The sequence below is a fragment of the uncultured Proteiniphilum sp. genome (assembly GCF_937873925.1).
Lineage (GTDB): Bacteria > Bacteroidota > Bacteroidia > Bacteroidales > Dysgonomonadaceae > Proteiniphilum.
On the sequence record NZ_CALNAT010000116.1, the window covers coordinates 1 to 17,634 of the forward strand.

Annotated in this window: 12 protein-coding genes and 1 tRNA gene; all 13 read right to left on the minus strand. The window is 48.3% G+C overall.

Annotation, left to right across the window (positions count from 1 at the left end):
• Nucleotides 1-17: 17 nt before the first annotated feature.
• The 13 genes from Q0502_RS07675 to ileS all read right to left on the minus strand — a co-directional run bounded on the left by Q0502_RS07675 (nt 18) and on the right by ileS (nt 17,531).
• Nucleotides 18-90, minus strand: a tRNA-Gly gene (locus tag Q0502_RS07675).
• Nucleotides 91-355: 265 nt separating this feature from the next.
• Nucleotides 356-1,564, minus strand: a complete 1,209-nt coding sequence (locus Q0502_RS07680) for a sodium:proton antiporter (protein WP_298649236.1) — start codon at nt 1,562-1,564, stop codon at nt 356-358.
• A gap of 187 nt (nt 1,565-1,751) precedes the next feature.
• Entirely contained in the window at nt 1,752-2,219 is a 468-nt protein-coding gene (locus Q0502_RS07685; protein ID WP_298649239.1) for a hypothetical protein, read from the minus strand.
• A gap of 13 nt (nt 2,220-2,232) precedes the next feature.
• Nucleotides 2,233-3,198: an aldo/keto reductase gene (locus Q0502_RS07690; protein ID WP_298649263.1), complete on the minus strand. Its 966-nt coding sequence runs from the start codon at nt 3,196-3,198 to the stop codon at nt 2,233-2,235.
• A 40-nt stretch (nt 3,199-3,238) separates the two neighbouring features.
• Nucleotides 3,239-5,074 (minus strand): DNA mismatch repair endonuclease MutL, encoded by a 1,836-nt coding sequence (gene mutL, locus Q0502_RS07695; RefSeq protein ID WP_298649242.1) that lies wholly within the window; start codon nt 5,072-5,074, stop codon nt 3,239-3,241.
• An 18-nt stretch (nt 5,075-5,092) separates the two neighbouring features.
• A complete protein-coding gene (locus Q0502_RS07700) occupies nt 5,093-5,416 on the minus strand; it encodes a hypothetical protein (protein ID WP_298649245.1) in 324 nt (107 codons plus the stop codon).
• 133 nt (nt 5,417-5,549) lie between these two features.
• The gene (locus tag Q0502_RS07705) at nt 5,550-7,178 is read right to left on the minus strand and encodes an OstA-like protein (RefSeq protein WP_298649247.1); all 1,629 of its coding nucleotides are present in this window, start codon (nt 7,176-7,178) and stop codon (nt 5,550-5,552) included.
• Between the two features lie 17 nt (nt 7,179-7,195).
• On the minus strand, nt 7,196-8,569 hold the full coding sequence (locus Q0502_RS07710) for a peptidylprolyl isomerase (protein WP_298649250.1): 1,374 nt from the start codon (nt 8,567-8,569) through the stop codon (nt 7,196-7,198).
• A gap of 304 nt (nt 8,570-8,873) precedes the next feature.
• Nucleotides 8,874-11,594 (minus strand): pyruvate, phosphate dikinase, encoded by a 2,721-nt coding sequence (gene ppdK / locus Q0502_RS07715; RefSeq protein WP_298649253.1) that lies wholly within the window; start codon nt 11,592-11,594, stop codon nt 8,874-8,876.
• Nucleotides 11,595-11,721: 127 nt separating this feature from the next.
• Entirely contained in the window at nt 11,722-12,645 is a 924-nt protein-coding gene (locus Q0502_RS07720) for a DUF4296 domain-containing protein (protein ID WP_298649254.1), read from the minus strand.
• Nucleotides 12,635-13,312: a lipoprotein signal peptidase gene (locus Q0502_RS07725; RefSeq protein WP_298649256.1), complete on the minus strand. Its 678-nt coding sequence runs from the start codon at nt 13,310-13,312 to the stop codon at nt 12,635-12,637. Before Q0502_RS07725 ends, Q0502_RS07720 begins: the two co-directional genes overlap by 11 nt.
• 95 nt (nt 13,313-13,407) lie before the next feature.
• Nucleotides 13,408-13,788, minus strand: a complete 381-nt coding sequence (locus Q0502_RS07730) for a TraR/DksA C4-type zinc finger protein (RefSeq protein ID WP_298649257.1) — start codon at nt 13,786-13,788, stop codon at nt 13,408-13,410.
• A 326-nt stretch (nt 13,789-14,114) separates the two neighbouring features.
• The gene (gene ileS / locus Q0502_RS07735; protein WP_298649260.1) at nt 14,115-17,531 is read right to left on the minus strand and encodes an isoleucine--tRNA ligase; all 3,417 of its coding nucleotides are present in this window, start codon (nt 17,529-17,531) and stop codon (nt 14,115-14,117) included.
• Nucleotides 17,532-17,634 lie beyond the last annotated feature (103 nt).

Sequence of the window (17,634 nt, forward strand, 5' to 3'; positions counted from 1 at the left end):
CGTTTCACTGTGTTTTGAGCGGAAAACGGGACTCGAACCCGCGACCCTAACCTTGGCAAGGTTATGCTCTACCAACTGAGCTACTTCCGCAATATTTTTAGAACAAAGAGTAAAGAACCAAGAACAAAGACACTTAATGTACTGAAAAATTTGTTACTCTAATCCGGTTTACCCGTCAACCTTGCCAAGGTTAGTTTCCTTTTCCTTTTGGGGCAAGGTTATGCTCTACCAACTGAGCTACTTCCGCAATAGACCTCCTTTTTGCGACTGCAAATGTAAATATGTTTCTCCGTATTTCAAAGCATTACGGAGAATTTTTACGTGCGGATTTTCAATTTCTCCCGATTATATATCCTTAAGCGCCCATTTCTATCGTTTCCCGCATGGCCTCCTGGGTCAGCCTCTTGGCATAACTGATAAAGAATCCGGTAAGCAATAGGTTCAGACACATGGCTAATACCGAAACTACCAGCAGGACTCCTCCCAATTGATATCCTATAGCAATAAACAATACTCCGGCGCCCACCTCCCCCCGGGTAAACATACCCACGGAAACTGCCAGCCTTTCGCTAATCTTCCGATCCCTGTAAAAAAACAACGGGAAGAGTTTTCCTATATTGGAGATAAGGGTTACCAGTAAGACATGTATGGCAATCAATCCCCAGGAGGGCATAGGTATGCGGGAAATTACCGAAGACGACTGTGCCGCAATTGCATCGAAATCAACCCCGATAAACAAAGGCATACTCAATCCGACCAAGAGCATAAAGAGATACGATATAGAGTTTACAGCCCTTTCACTTTTCAGATCAGGTGCGGTACTATGATCCCCTTTCATGATCATCCCGAGAATAAAGGCCGGGAGAAGGATCTCGATATGAATGCTGCCGTCACCCCCGTAGAAATAGGTCGATATCCGGTAAAGAGCTTCTATCAGGGCATATAAAATGGCAGAGTATAATAATACCGCTTTCCAGTCCTGACGAAGGTTGTAGCTGTTCATCTTCTTCCAACCGATCCAGATTAATAAAATGGCAACAATCAGTATGACGAACATCTGCCAACGCATCCCGATCATCAGTATCTGTAAGGGGATCATCAGCAGGATGGTATCCAAATCATCAAAAATAGCCAATATCTGCACCTTCTTGTATACCCACGTATGCTTCAATCCTGCAGCGATCAGCATTGTAAACAGAATCCCCGCCGAAGTGGGTGCGGCGAAACGGCTCAACAGGAAGGTTTCCTTCCATACATCTCCGTCACTCCATATCTGCATCTCGGGGGGCGCTATGAAAAAAAGATAATAGAGCGCCACCAAAATCCATGGAAAAGCGGCAGCCCCCATAGCCACCAGATAATCTTTCGTATAGGATCGCCATTGTTTTTTATTTATTTCGAACTCACGTCCTACATTGATCATGATAAACGCCAGCGAAATATATAACAGACCGTCTAAAAAGACCTTAAATGAATAGAAATTATCACCTAAAACGTGAGGAACAAGCTGTGATAAAATAAGGCCGGTAACCAGCAGAAAAGAGAAAATATAAACTTTTTTCATATGATATATTCATTTTTTTCATTAAGGTGTATGGGACTCGCGATACTCATTCACTTTAATGAAAACAATTCCACTGCCCGCTTCATCCTGTAGAATTAGGGAAGAGTATAACAGAAAACCAGTAAAAGAATTATACCCGTGGAAAATAAGGTGCAAAGGTAGCAAAAAAAATGAATTATACAATATGTTAATTGACTATCCGGTAACTACCATCCTGCAGTAATATTACATTGTATCTCTGCAAAGTTTCCGTTGAAGGTCCCGCCTCCACGCTGCCGAGACCGAACATAGTCACAAAGACGGAACCACATGAGTTGCATTTCACTTTGCCGTCGTACCCCTCCCCTGCATACCCGGGGACTACCACCGCTTGTTTGCTGTCTTCGTGAGGGCAACAGAGATCAAACGCATGGAGGATACCGGTCGCATCCGAAATGACCAGTACCCCTGCATAGCCGAAACGGTCGGAAGGAAGGCGACGTTCATCCTCCGTAAATATCTTATAGGAATGCGGACTATTCAATACGCGGTCATAGCCACTCAGATCGACCCTGAAATTGACCGCCGCAAAAGGGACGGTCTGACGGGACGCTTCTTCCCCGCAGGACACCAGGATAAGGATAATGAGCGAAAAGGTAGTGGCAACTCGTTTCATACAACAGTCTTATTTATAACGTAGCCCCGTCAAGGATCGCATCGATCCGGCCCAGTTCCTCCTGAGAGAAAGAAAGATTATTCAGCGCATTCAGATTATCTTTTAGTTGCTCCACATTGCGTGCGCCCACAATGAGGGAGGTTACCCTCTTGTCTCTCAGCGTCCATGCCAGCGCCATCTCGGCCATAGTCTGTCCCCGTTGTCCGGCCATCTCGTTCAGTTGCTTCACCTTATCCACAAGCAGCAGGGTTACCTGCTCCTTCCTCAGGAAACCCGAAGGGTCGGCCGCGCGTGAATCTCCGGGAATGCCGTTCAGGTATTTACCGGTAAGAACGCCCTGCGCCAACGGGGAAAAAGCGATAAAGCCGGAGCCGAACTCTTCGGCTATATTCAGTATATCCACTTCAGGCAGACGATTTAACATGCTGTATTTGTCCTGAAAGATAAGACAGGGTACATCTCTCTCCTTCAAATAGTTCATCGCTGCCCGCGCCTGCAGGGGCGGATATTTGGAAAGGCCTATATAAAGTGCTTTCCCCTGACGAACAATATCCGCCAACGCCTGCATTGTCTCCTCTACGGGCGTGTTGGGATCATAGCGGTGAGAATAGAAGATATCGAAGTATTCCAAGCCTGTCCGTGTCAAGCTCTGATCTATACTCGCCATAAGGTATTTTCTGGATGAGCCGTCTCCATACGGTCCTTTCCACATCAGATGCCCGGCCTTGGAAGAGATGATCATCTCATCGCGATGAGAGGAAAGGTTCTCTTTCAGAATTTTCCCGAAGTTCGATTCGGCCGAGCCGGGGGGCGGGCCATAATTGTTTGCCAGATCGAAATGGGTTATACCCTGTTCAAAAGCATGAATGATCATTTCACGTGCTGTCTCGTAATTATCGGCAAATCCGAAATTATGCCAGAGTCCCAGCGATATTTTAGGGAGTTGCACCCCGCTGTTTCCACAATAAGAATAGTGCATCATATCTGTTTGAATGTTAGAAGGGTGAAGAGTCAATATTTCACTGCATTTTCTTTTCAATTTCAGTTTCCGAGATCACACTGACTACCGTCTGCCCATCGGGCGTATAGGTAGGGAAAGGAGAAGCAAATAGCTGGCTGACAATAAGCAGCATCTCTTCTGAGGTCAACGTCCTTCCGTAAGGAATAGCCGTCAGGTTGGCGAGCGAAAGCGCTATTGATTCCTGGATTTCCGATTTCACATCACTCCCCGTCTCCATACTTTTACCGATCATCGAACGGATCAGCGACGCAGGACCGGCGTTCTCAATTTCCGAAGGGACCGCTTGTATGGCAAAACTGTTATTCCCGAGATCGCCCAGTTCAAAACCGAGCGCCTCCAGATCCTCCATGACGGAGGGCAGGGCCGCCGCTTCGGAAGCTGACAGATCCAGCACTTCAGGAAACAATACCCGTTGTGAAATCCCTTTTTTATTCGTGATCTGCTTCAGGTATTTGTCGAAAAGAATACGCACGTGTGCCCTATGTTGGTCGATGACCATCAGTCCCGATTTCACCGAGGTGAGTATATACTTCTGTTTATATTGATAATGTTCGGGGAAAAGTTCTGTCTCAGGCAGGTTCCGGTCGCTTCCCACCGGTTTAAACAATGTGGCGGGGGTGTCGCTCTCTACACCGGCCGGTAATTCTTTCTCTTTTTCGAATCCCCTGTAAAGTTGTTCCCAACCGAAAGCGGACGCAGCAGGCTTTGGAGTTTCCGGGCGGTAACTGTAAAAAGGATTATAACCGGGATCTACATTCACCCGCGGCATGGAGGGGGTGCGGGAGGGGTTGTAAACCGGTATCTCGGGTGCATCATCTCTGTCGAAGTCGATGGTAGGGATCGCATTGAATTTCCCCAGCGACTCTTTTACGGTAACCATCAATATCTGCCAAAGCGCCTGTTCGTTCTCGAACTTCACCTCTGTCTTCGTAGGATGGATATTCACATCGATCGTATCGGGATCGACCTGAAAATAAATATAGTAGCCCGGCTTCTCATTGGCGGCAATGAGCGGTTCAAAGGCGGTGGCGACCGCTCTGTGGAAATAGGGATGCCGGATATACCGGTTATTCACGAAGAAGAACTGATTCACCTTTCCTTTCCTGGCAAATTCGGGCCGGGCCACATAACCGTGGATCTTACCGAGCGTAGTCTCTTCATTGATCTCGATCAATTGCTGGTTTGTATTTTTCCCTTCTATTTGAATGATACGTTGCCTAAGTCCCGTTTTCGGCAGATGGAGCGTCTCCACGCCATTTTCAATCAGCGTAAACTCCACCTCGGGATTCACCAGCACGATACGCTCGAATTCCGTAAAAATATTCCGGCGTTCCGTTTCGTTGGATTTCAGGAATTTCCTCCTTGCCGGTACATTGAAGAAGATATTTTTCACGGTAATGGAAGTTCCCGTAGCGGCAGCGACCATCTCCTGCTTTTCGACTTTCGATCCCGAGATAAGTATCCACGAACCTAATTCATCTTCCTCCCTTCGACTCTTCGCTTCAACATGGGAGATCGCCGCGATAGAAGGCAGGGCTTCACCGCGGAATCCCATGGTGGTAAGGGCAAACAGATCGTCTGCACTCCGTATCTTGGAGGTCGCATGGCGCTCGAAAGCCATCCGCAGGTCGGTACCCGACATTCCTTTTCCGTCATCAGTCACCTGAATAAAAGTGCGCCCGGCGTCCTTTACACTGAGTGTGATCTGTGTAGCGCCGGCGTCGAGCGAGTTCTCCATCAGTTCCTTCACCACCGATGCAGGGCGCTGTATCACTTCACCCGCGGCAATTTGATTCGCGATGGAATCCGGAAGGAGATGGATGATATCTGGCATAGGATCTATCTGTGCTATCTAACGTAAAAACCAGAAAAAGAAGATTGCAAAAAGAATCACCAGTATAATGATAAGCAATCCGTTATTGGCAAAAAAGGAACTCTTCCCGGAATTTTCCTTCTCCTTACGTTTCTTCAGATGGCGCGTTTGGGAGACAAATTCCCCCTTAAAATCTTTCTTTTCGCCTGTTTTTTCTTCCGGCTGCACTCCCATCTCCCTTTTCACCTTGTCGATCCGGTCTTGCAGTTTCCTCTTGCGTTCCTCCTCATCCGGATTGTAAAGGATAGGCGTATAGTTGAATTTACGCGGTTTCCTGTTGTTATAAAAAAAGAAAATACCCATAAATGAAAGCTGTTTGATTATCACAAATATAGTGAAAGCTGAGAGAAAAACCAAGCTTGCTTGAGCTTTTCCGAAGCGTATCCTATATTCTATAAAAATAACGAATACTGATCAGACAGACAAATCATGCCCGTCACAGCGTGATGTCTTCTCTCTCAAAACGCCCCCGGCGGGGTTCGGTCGCTTCGGAACTGCGTCTCTCGTTGCTGCGGAATAGATCATCGGGACCGGAAGGACGCAAATAATCGAGCCAGGTAAATCCTTCCAGGCGGGTATCTTCGGGATTTAACAAAGGCAGAGGAGTCATAACCCCTGTAGTCACCGCATATGCTTTTAGCTTTTCGATCTGCTCATTTTTAATATCTATCTCCAGATAAGCGCTCTCCATCTTATTCAAGCCGATGAGGGTGCTGTCCTCCTGCACCGCATAGTATAACGACACAGCATCCCCTTCCACCAATACATGATAAATCTCCCCGCCACGGAAGAAGGCGGTCATATCCCTCCCGCTCAACTGATTGAACTGATCCTGTTCCCGCCTGTCCTGAATGGCCAACGCATAATCTCTCACAATGGCTTTTTCTATGGTGGAGTCGTTCAGGAAAATATCGATCCGGTTACCCAGGATCTGATTATTATCGCTCCATATCACGGGGTCGCCGATCATATAGAGCATAGAGTCAACGGAAGCATAATGCAGCGAATCGCATACTCCCTGAAGATCGGACCGGTAGAACCGCACATCGTAGAATGCTTTGACCTCGCGGTGTATCGAATCGGTTATCATGATGAGCGTATCGCCATGCACAAACAGACTGTCACCCTGGGAGTAGTCGATAGCATAAGCCATATCGGTAGCCATCCCATACTCCGTTTTTTCGTCGTAATAACCGTAATTTCCCCGGAGGATAGCCTTTTGCGCCCTGTCTTCGAGGAACATATCGCCAAACACCTCACCGATACCCGTCTGACGGTTATAGAGAATGGTATCGCCGATAAGCACTTTCGTTCCGTCGTTGCTGTATACTTCCGAACGGTCCAACAACCTGGAATCATCCGTCACGGTGTTGTACCATCCCCTGCTTGTATGTACGTAACCGCTGTCCGACACAATACGCGAAGGTCCCAGGATATCGACAAACTTCGACTCGGTATTGTATTTCAGCGTATCGGCGTAAATGATGTAGTCTTCATTGACCAGTTTAACGCTGTCGCTGAACAGCGCCTCCTTGGTATCAGGGCTATATTGCCCCCAGTAGGAGGTCAGTTCGTTCTCCTCATCCACCAGCATCCCGCCTTCAAAATAGTAACCGAGATTGGCCGTGCGGTCGTAATCGAGGCTGTCCGTAAAGAGCGTGGCCGTGCGATCTTCCATCCGTATATTGTCGCGAAGCCGCGCCAATCGGGTATTACCATTATAGTGCAAATAATCGCCATAGACAAAGATGGTGTCGCCCTGCTCCATCCTCACATTGCTGAATGCTTCAAAAGAATTGGCCTCCTTATAGAGATAAGCACTGTCGCAATACATAAATGCCCCCTCATGATAAAAGATCACATCCCCCGTAAAAATCTGTGCGTCGAATCCTTCTCTTTTGCTCAACAGATTGGCCTGCTTCATTTCCACGATCTCTACCGCCGAATCTGCGACGGAGGGTTGCTGTAGGGGTTGCTGCGCATGGACCGCCGTCGCCATGATAATCGAAAACAGGCCCGGCAGAAATATGCCTTCGCGGAAAAATTGCGAGCGTTGTCCTTTCATTGCCGTTAAAAAAGCAGTTACTTCTGCCAGTCTTTGTATTTATACTCGCACCCCTGCCATTCAGGATCTATACGAACATACGTCTTCCTTATTTTATCCTGCAGCCATTCGTCCACGAGTTTCTGCTGCCTGGCGTTCTCAGCCATCTGCTTGATGGTCTGGTAGTCGTTATTGATATTGGCCCGGTGCCCTTCGTTACGGTCCGTGATCTTAATGATGCCTGCCACCTGGCGTCCTTTGTCGTTCATCATGATAAACGGTTTGGACACCTCTCCTTTGGCCATCTCACCCGCAATTTTTGCGATATCCTGGTTCAGTTCGTTCAACGGGAAACGGGGTGTGCCGGCATGGGCGCTCCTGGGGGTATTGTTCACCATGATCCCTTTATTGTTCCTGGTATCTTTATCGGCAGAGAGATAAGTGGCCGCATCGTCGAACGCGATCTTCTTTTCCATGATCCCCGTCCTGATGGAATCGAGCCGGATCAGCGCCGTGTCGAGCGACTCCTGGGGTACTTTGGGTTTCAGCAGAATATGGCGGAAATTCGCCATATCGCTCCTTCGTTCGATTAACTGGATGATATGAAAACCATATTCCGTTTCCACTATATTCGATACTTTTTGCGGATCGTTCAGGGTGAAAGCCACATTAGCAAACTCCGGGGATAAAACCGAGCGGTTCATAAACCCGAGTTCCCCTCCTCTCATGGCTGTCCCCGGATCTTCGGAATGGATCAAGGCCAAGGTAGAAAGGCTATTCTTGCCACTGGTTATCTGCTCCGTAAAATCACGCAGTTGGGCTTTCACCTTATCGATCTCCACCAAAGGAATTTCCGGTTCCACGGTAATGATCTGCACTTCCAACGTGGTCGGGATAAAAGGCAGGCTATCCTGCGGGAGGCTGTTATAAAACTTACGAATTTCGGAAGGTGTCAGCAATATATTTCCGAAATGTTTTTGCTGCACTCCCTCTATCAGTTGCTGTTCACGAATTTGCTCACGCAGGTCTTCCCTGATGGTAGCGAGGTTTTTACCCCAGTATTCTTCTAACCTCTCTACTGAGCCGACGGAAGCAATCTGTTCATTGATCCAATACTCGAGCGTACGGCTCACCTGTGACTCCTGCACAGTAATGCTGTCTAATTTGGCCTGATCGAGAAACAGTTTCCTGATGGCCAACTGCTCGGGAATAAAACAGTAAGGGTCACCTTCAATACGTTGGTTCTGCATCAGTATCTCCTTACGGTACTCTTCCACCTCTGATTTCAGGATGGCTTCATCGCCCACTACCCACACGATCTCGTCGATCACATTATTTTGGGCGATCATCAGACTGGGAACGGCTGACAACGCTATAAGAAAGAACAATATTATCTTCACTGAATATTTCATATGATTATTTATTTAGAACAAAGAATAAAGAGCAAAGAACAAAGACATTTTCTGATTTATTGATTCAGCGATTTAACGATTTGCCGATTATAATTATTATATCTCCAAATCATCCCATCATCAAATTAATTATACTCATGCTCGTTTCACAAGTCGATCCGTTTAAAATACTGATGTAAAAGTAATGATAATCCCCTTAGCAGCAAAATAGTTTGATGGTTAAAAGTAGTTATAAAGGATTGGCGGTATAAACAAGCAGAGACGCCGTCCAGGGCGCCTCTGCAAAAAATATCCAATTTACCGTTTATCCTTCAATCGCTGCCTGTGCTGCCGCCAGACGTGCAATGGGCACGCGGAACGGTGAACAGGAAACGTAGTTCAGCCCCACCGTATGGCAGAACTTCACCGATGAGGGTTCACCTCCGTGCTCCCCACAGATGCCGCACTTAAGGGTAGGCTTGACTTCGCGTCCTTTCTGCACAGCCATTCTCACGAGCTGCCCCACCCCGTTCTGGTCGAGCACGGCAAACGGGTCGTGCTTGAGGATTCCCTTATCGATGTACATAGGCAGGAATTTGGCCACATCGTCGCGGCTATAACCGAAGGTCATCTGGGTTAGGTCGTTCGTCCCGAAAGAGAAGAAATCGGCTTCCTTGGCGATCTTATGCGCCGTAAGTGCGGCCCGCGGGATCTCGATCATCGTACCGATCTTGTATTCCACCGAATCGTTCTTTTCTGCAAATACTTCACGGATGGTATTCTCGATGATATCTTTCTGCGCTTTGAACTCATACACGATACCGGTAAGGGGTACCATGATCTCGGGGCAGGCTTTCACTCCCTCTTTCTTCAGTTCAATAGCCACCTCCATGATGGCGCGGGCCTGCATCTCGGTGATCTCCGGGTAGAGGTTTCCGAGGCGGCAACCACGCAGACCGAGCATCGGGTTCGATTCCATCAGTCCTTCCACCCGTTCGTGAATATCTTTGTAGGATATGCCCATTACCCTGGCCATCTCCATCTGTCCCTTTTCATCGTGAGGAACAAATTCGTGCAACGGCGGGTCAAGCAGGCGAACAGTAACGGGCAGGCCGTCCATCGCCCTGAAAATTCCGGCAAAGTCTTTTTTCTGTAACGGAAGCAGCTTTTCCAACGCTTTGCGCCGTCCTTCTTCGTCTTTAGCAAGGATCATCTCCCGCATGGGAACGATCTTATCTTCTTCGAAGAACATGTGTTCCGTACGGCACAGGCCAATACCTCTTGCACCGAAATCGCGGGCTACATTGGCGTCCTGCGGGGTATCCGCATTGGTTCTCACATCCATGCGCGCATATTTATCGGCAATTTCCATCAATTCGTTGAAATCAGCATCCAATTCGGCATCCTGGGTTTCTATTCTGCCCTCATAGACATAGCCGGTAGAGCCGTCCAAGGAGATCCAATCGCCTTCTTTCAGCTCTTTACCATAAATGGTCATGGTTCGTTCCTTATAGTTGATCACCACATTATTGGCTGCCGATACACAGCACTTACCCATCCCTCTTGCTACCACGGCAGCGTGGGAAGTCATCCCTCCACGGGCAGTAAGGATTCCCTGTGCCGAAGCCATACCGCGCAGGTCTTCGGGTGATGTCTCAATACGGCAGAGAATCACCTTTTTACCCTCCCTGCTCCACTCTTCAGCCTCATCGGCATGGAATACCACCTGGCCGGTGGCCGCTCCCGGTGAAGCGGGCAAACCATTGGTCAGCGGTTTTGCCTGAGCGAGCAATTTCTTATCAAAGACAGGATGGAGCAACTCATCCAGTTTTTCGGGATCGCACCGTTTCAGCGCGGTTTTTTCATCAATATATCCCTGGTGGAGCATATCGATGGCGATCTTCACCATCGCCGCACCGGTGCGTTTTCCGCTACGGGTCTGCAACAGCCAGAGCTTACCGTCCTGAATGGTGAATTCAAGGTCTTGCATATCCTTGAAATAATCTTCCAATTTCTGCTGCACTGCAATCAGCTCCTGTGCACATGCGGGAAGCGCTTCTTCGAGCGAAGGGTATTTTGCAGCGCGTTCCTCTTCGGAAATACCCTGCATTTTCGCCCAACGACGGGATCCCTCGATGGTGATCTGCTGGGGGGTACGTACTCCGGCAACCACATCTTCCCCCTGCGCATCGATCAGGTACTCGCCGTTGAAGATATCTTCTCCCGTGGCGGCATCGCGGGTAAAAGCCACGCCTGTGGCTGAGGTCTTACCCATGTTGCCATACACCATGGCCTGCACATTCACTGCCGTTCCCCATTCTTCGGGGAAATTGTTCATTTTGCGATAAAGGATAGCACGTTCATTCATCCAGCTATTGAATACAGCGCACACCGCTCCCCACAACTGATCCCAGGGATTTACCGGGAAATCGTTGCCGGTGCTTTCTTTCACGGCTGCCTTGAATCTTTTTACAAGTTCTTTCAGATCGTCAGTGGTGAGTTCCGTATCCAGTTCCACTCCTTTCGACTGTTTCATCTCATCCATGATCTCTTCGAAAGGATCGATATCTTCCTTACTTTGGGGCTTCATTCCCAGCACCACATCCCCATACATCTGCACAAAACGCCGGTAAGAGTCCCATGCGAAACGTTCATTGCCCGATTTCCTGGCAATTCCTTCCACGGCATCGTCATTCAGACCCAGGTTCAACACAGTGTCCATCATTCCCGGCATGGATACGCGCGCACCGGAACGGACAGATACCAGGCAAGGATTCTCCTTGTCTCCGAATTTTGTTTCCGTCAGCTTCTCGATCTGAGCTACGGCCTCCTCAACCTCCCCTTTCAGGATCCCTACCACGTAATCCTTACCCAATTCATTATATTCCGTACAGACTTCCGTGGTAATGGTAAAACCCGGAGGAACGGGAACGCCAATTAAATTCATTTCAGCAAGGTTCGCTCCTTTTCCTCCGAGCAGGTTTTTCATATCCGCCCGCCCTTCGGCCGCACCGTTTCCAAAAGTATAAACTCTCTTCTTTTCCATTTGATGTTAAGTAATGATAAGTTAAATGTTAATATTTTATTATTCCTTTCATTGTATCCGCAAATATAGCAATTTATCTAAAACATAAGTCATTATGATAGATTACTTTTCTCTATACTATTTTTTATCACATTTTTGTTATGGAATCGGGCTTCAACCGTCCCGTAAGATCAGGTTTTAAAGGCCTTATGGAATCCGGCTCCAAAGGCTTCAAGGAATCCGGCATCAACGGTTCTCCGTCCGGGATATCCGGTTTCAGGCTTAAAGTATCTGCCTTTGAAAGGGTTTCCGGCGTATCCCCGAAATATATATTATGTAGCTGGATCGGTGGGATTACACCGGTGGGATTCTGCAGGTGGACAAAACCTCTTATTTCGGTGATCGTATCACCCGGAATATACTTCGAGGCGAAGAATTCATAAGTCCTATTCTCTCTTATATTTTGAAACCGGTAGATGGTCGTATCGGAATAAACCAATGTAAGCAACGATGTAAAAGCGGAAGACAACCGGGATGGGACTCCTATTGCACTGAATGTGAACAGAAAATCGTCTCCGGTAACTTTGGAAGAGATATCGGCGAAATCCAAACGGAACCTGAAGCCTTTTTTCATATCCGGCATCGAGAATATATAGACAGGCGGCAGATAGGACGGCGGTAACAGTGCGGGATCTGTCGGCTTCGCCTGATTCTGCTGTACTATCATGTCATCCACCCCTTGCCGGGCACGTTGCAGACGCGCTTTCACCGAATCGTTCATCTTCAGATAGAGGTCGATCCTGTCGGAATACCACGATAACGAAGTATCCCATTGGGCCTGGGTAGTTTTATGCGCTTGGAACACCTTATTGATGTATGCCTCTTTTTTGGCGGGGGTGTCAAAATTATAATAGTCGTTTTCCATGGTCGCTTCGGCGATGTACACATCATACATCAACCGCTCCATCTGCTTCCTGTTCAATACCTCCTTCGGACGGTTCTGACAGGAGTAGACTCCCCCGACCAGCAGCACGAACAGGAAAAGACAAGTAATACTTTTTCTATATTTCACTCCTGTCGGTCTGGTTTTCTTTCTCTTTATCCAATTTGGCACGCTCATTTTTTGAGAGCAATGAATAAGATAATGTTCTTCTGTAAAACAGCAGTATCAGGATCACCCCCACCGTAATAGCCGAATCGGCAATATTAAAGATAAACCGGAAGAAAAGGAACTCCTCACCTCCCAGAAAGGGAATCCAGGCGGGATATGTGCCGCTGATCAGCGGAAAGTAGAGCATATCCACCACCCGTCCGTGAAGAAGGGAAGCGTACCCTTCACCCCAGGGTACAAAAGAAGCCACATGTCCCGGATAACTTGCTTCAAAAAAGACTCCGTAGAAGATACTGTCTATTATATTCCCCGATGCACCGGCCAAAATCAACGCTACACAGGCAATAAACCCGGCTCGGTAATTCTGCTTTATCAACCGCGACAGATAGATGACAATAAAAATAACAGCGATGATACGGAAAAGCGAGAGAAACAGTTTTCCTCCCGCCTCGATACCGAACGCCATTCCATTATTCTCCACAAAATAGATCTTGAACCAGTCGAAAACATCAATGGCATCATATAATCCCATATGTGTTTTCACCCATATTTTGGAAAGTTGATCGACGAACAGTACCCCCACAACAACGGCTATAGCAATCCATCTCTTTCCTATACTATTCTTCATACGTTTTCTTTATATTATGGGCATGAAAATCCGGAAAGGAGCATCCCCCTCTCTTCAACCTTCACAGATGCCGGCCACATTTTCATTGGAAAGTGTTATTTCTTCTTTTGCGACTTGGCCTCGATGCTCAGCGTGGCATGGGGCACGGCCCGAAGACGCTCTTTCGGGATCAGCTTACCGGTCTCCCGGCATATGCCGTATGTCCCGTTCTCAATGCGTACCAGGGCGGCCTGCAGATTCTGAATGAACTTCATCTGTCGTTGCGCCAGCCGGCCGGCCTCTTCTTTGGAAAGGGTGGAAGCACCTTCCTCCAACACTTTATAGGTGGGTGAGGTATCCACCGTATCATTTCCGTCGGCATTGGTTACTGCAGCACGGTAATTTTCATACTCCTGCCGGGCTATCTGTAATTTTTCGTTGATGATAGCACGGAATTCTTCCAATTCCTCGTCTGAATATCTCGTCTTTTCGCTCATAATAATTCGTTGTTTATGGCTGTGTCTCTATCGGGATCAGAGTTTAACTACAACAACCGTGGTCATTATATTGTTTATTTCATTTTTCCTCGTGCAAATATAATAAAAGCCGAGAGATAAGCCAAGCTTGCTTGAGCTTATCCGAGGCGCATCTTATATTCTAAATATAATAAAAGCCGAGAGGCAAGCCAAACTTGTTTACACTTGTCCGAGGCATATCTTATATTCTGTAAACATAATGAAAGCCGAGAAGTAAGCCAAGCTTGCTTGAACTTGTCCGAGGCGCATCTTATGTTCTGCAAATATACACATAAATCGTATAATTCTCAACTGTTTCTCACTATGCTGATGGTGAGCGTCTCGTCATCGATCTCTATTTCATCTTCAAGGCGTTCATTCACAAGGAGAATATCATCGGCCAGGACCTGATTTTTGATATAATCGGCATTATGGGCGACAGCCTCGTCAAAAGCAGGATTGGACGAAAGCCTGATGGTGATGCGGTCCGTGATCTCAAACTCCTTCGCCTTGCGCAGGTTCTGTATCCTGTTCACCAACTCCCGGGCGATACCTTCTTTCTGAAGCTCGCCGGTAAGGGTGACATCCAGTGCCACTGTCAGTCGCCCTTCATTGGCTACCAGCCATCCCGGAATATCCTCGGAGATGATCTCCACATCATCGAGCGTCACCACAGCTTCCTGTCCCTCTACCGTTAAACCGAACCGGCCGTTCTTTTCCAGTGCCTGGATCTCTCCGGCCGTCATCTCCTGTATCCTCGGGGCCAGTTGCTTCATTATTTTCCCGTAGCGCGGTCCCAGTTTTTTGAAATCGGGCTTCACCCGTTTCACCAATATTTCGCTGGCCGTATCTACGAACTGCAGCTCTTTCACGTTCACCTCACTAAGGATCAACGACTCTACGGATTGAATATTTATCTTCTGCTCCTCATCCGTTACGGGGATCATGATCCGGGAGAGCGGCTGGCGCACTTTGATATTTACCTTCCGGCGCAGCGACAGGACAATGGAGGAAGCTGTCTGGGCAAGATACATCTGCTCCTCAAGTTGCTTATCGATGAGTGAAACATCCCACAGGGGGAAATCGGACAGATGTACTGATTCAAACCGTTCGCTTCCCGCTTCCGAAACCAGGTCGAGATAGAGCCTGTCAGCATAAAAAGGAGCGATGGGCGCCATCAGTTTTGCCACGGTCACCAGACATTGATACAGTGTCTGATAGGCCGATAACTTATCCTCGGTCATCTCTCCGCCCCAGAAACGTTTACGGTTGAGGCGCACATACCAGTTGCTGAGATGATCGTTCACAAAATCGGCAATGGCGCGACCCGCCTTAGTAGGCTCGTATGCTTCATAACTCTGGTCGACCTCCTTCACCAGCGAATGTAGCATCGACATGATCCATCGGTCGATCTCAGGTCGTTTTTCAACGGCGATCTGCGGATATTGATCACGGAAATCATCCACATTGGCATACAATACAAAGAAAGAATAGGTATTATAAAGCGTTCCGAAGAACTTGCGGCGCACCTCTTCCACCCCTTCCATATCGAATTTCAGGTTCTCCCACGGTGCGGCATTGGTGATCATATACCAGCGCAGCGGATCGGAACCGTGCCGTTCTATGGTTTCAAAGGGATCCACCGCATTACCCAGCCGCTTCGACATCTTATTGCCGTTCTTATCGAGCACCAGCCCGTTGGATACGACGTTTTTAAAAGCCACACTGCCTTTTACCATCGAGGCAATGGCGTGCAGGGTGTAAAACCATCCGCGTGTCTGGTCTACTCCCTCCGCGATGAAGTCGGCGGGGAAAATATTCTGGAAATCTTCCTCTGCGATATGTGGATAGAACACCTGCGCAAAAGGCATGGCGCCACTGTCGAACCAGACATCGATCAGGTCCGACTCACGCCGCATCGGCTTGCCGCCATCGGATACCAGCACGATATCATCCACATAGGGACGGTGCAGGTCTATCTGATCATACTCCAGTTCCTTATATTCGTTCAAATCCAGTCCTTTCCAGGGAAGTTCCGTCATAACACCCGCATCCATCGCCCTGCGCATCTCTTCATAGAGCTCTTTCACAGAACCGATACATTTCTCCTCTTTTCCATCCTCGGTACGCCATACCGGAAGGGGCGTACCCCAATAGCGGCTGCGGCTCAGGTTCCAGTCCTGCAGGTTTTCGAGCCATTTCCCGAAACGCCCGGTACCGGTAGATTGCGGTTTCCAGTTGATGGTGTTATTGAGTTCTATCATCTTATCACGGCACGCCGTCGTACGGATAAACCAGCTATCCAGCGGATAGTACAATACCGGCTTATCGGTCCGCCAGCAGTGCGGATAGGTATGCACCTGTTTCTCTATGCGGAACGCGCGGTTTTGCTGCTTGAGCATGACCGAGAGATCCACATCGAGCGTCGCATCCTCATCGGTAAGCGAATCATCGTAGGCATTTTTCACATACCTGCCGGCATATTCCCCGTAGAGGTCGGTATTTACATTGCGTTGCACAAATTCAGGATCGAGATCTTCGATACGGAAATATTTTCCGGTGAGATCCACCATCGGGCGAAGGCTCCCCTCTCTATCGGTAAGCGTTAACCCGGGCACGTCTTTCTCCTTTCCCACTTTCGCGTCATCCGCACCAAAAGTAGGGGCTATATGCACGATACCGGTACCGTCTTCTGTGGTCACGAAATCAGCCGTCACCACTTTTAGCCCGTTTTCCGATACTTTCACCCAGGGAATAAGCTGTTCATATGCTATGCCGGCCAGTTCGGCGCCTTTCCACTCTTTATCGATCACACGGAAAGGGATATTCTTGTCGCCCGGTTTATAGTTGTCGAGCGGAAGTTCTCCGTTTTTCGCGGGGAAATAGACATTCAGCAGATTTTTGGCCAGCACGGCAGTCATCGGCTTGCCGGTATACTGGTTGTAGGTCTGCACCGCCACATACTCGATTTTAGGTCCCACAGCCAGCAACACATTAGAGGGAAGGGTCCAGGGCGTGGTTGTCCAGGCCAGAAAGAACGATTCTCCAAACGCTGTCCATTGCGGTAGCGGGTCTTTGATCAGAAACTGGGCCGTGCAGGTCGTATCCTTCACGTCGCGGTAGCATCCCGGCTGGTTCAGTTCATGCGTGCTAAGGCCGGTACCGGCAGCAGGCGAATAGGGCTGTATGGTATATCCCTTATAGAGATACCCTTTTTTATAGAGTTCCTTAAGCAGATACCAGAGGGTCTCGATATAACGGTTGTCATAGGTGATATAGGGATCCCCCATATCGACCCAGTATCCCATTTTCCGGGTAAGTTCTTCCCACTCCCGGGTGTATTTCATTACTTCGGTACGGCACGCCGCATTATACTCTTCAACCGATATCTTTTTGCCGATATCTTCCTTTGTGATTCCCAGCGATTTTTCAACAGCCAGTTCCACGGGCAACCCGTGCGTATCCCATCCTGCTTTCCGGTTCACCAGAAAGCCTTTCATGGTTTTGTAACGACAGAAAATATCCTTGATGGAGCGTGCGATCACATGATGGATGCCCGGCATACCGTTAGCCGAGGGCGGCCCTTCATAAAACACGAACGGCGCATGTCCCTCCCGCGTTTCCAGACTTTTCCTGAAAACCTCTTTCTCATCCCAGGCTTTCAACATCTCCCTGTTTACTGCCGAGAGGTCTAAATGGCTGTATTCCGGAAATTTCTTATTCATTGTCAATGACATTTATACCACACAAAAATTAAGATGCAAAGGTAGCAATAAATTGAGAAACGGCAACCGAAACCCTAAGACAAATATATTGCCCTGAAGGGAC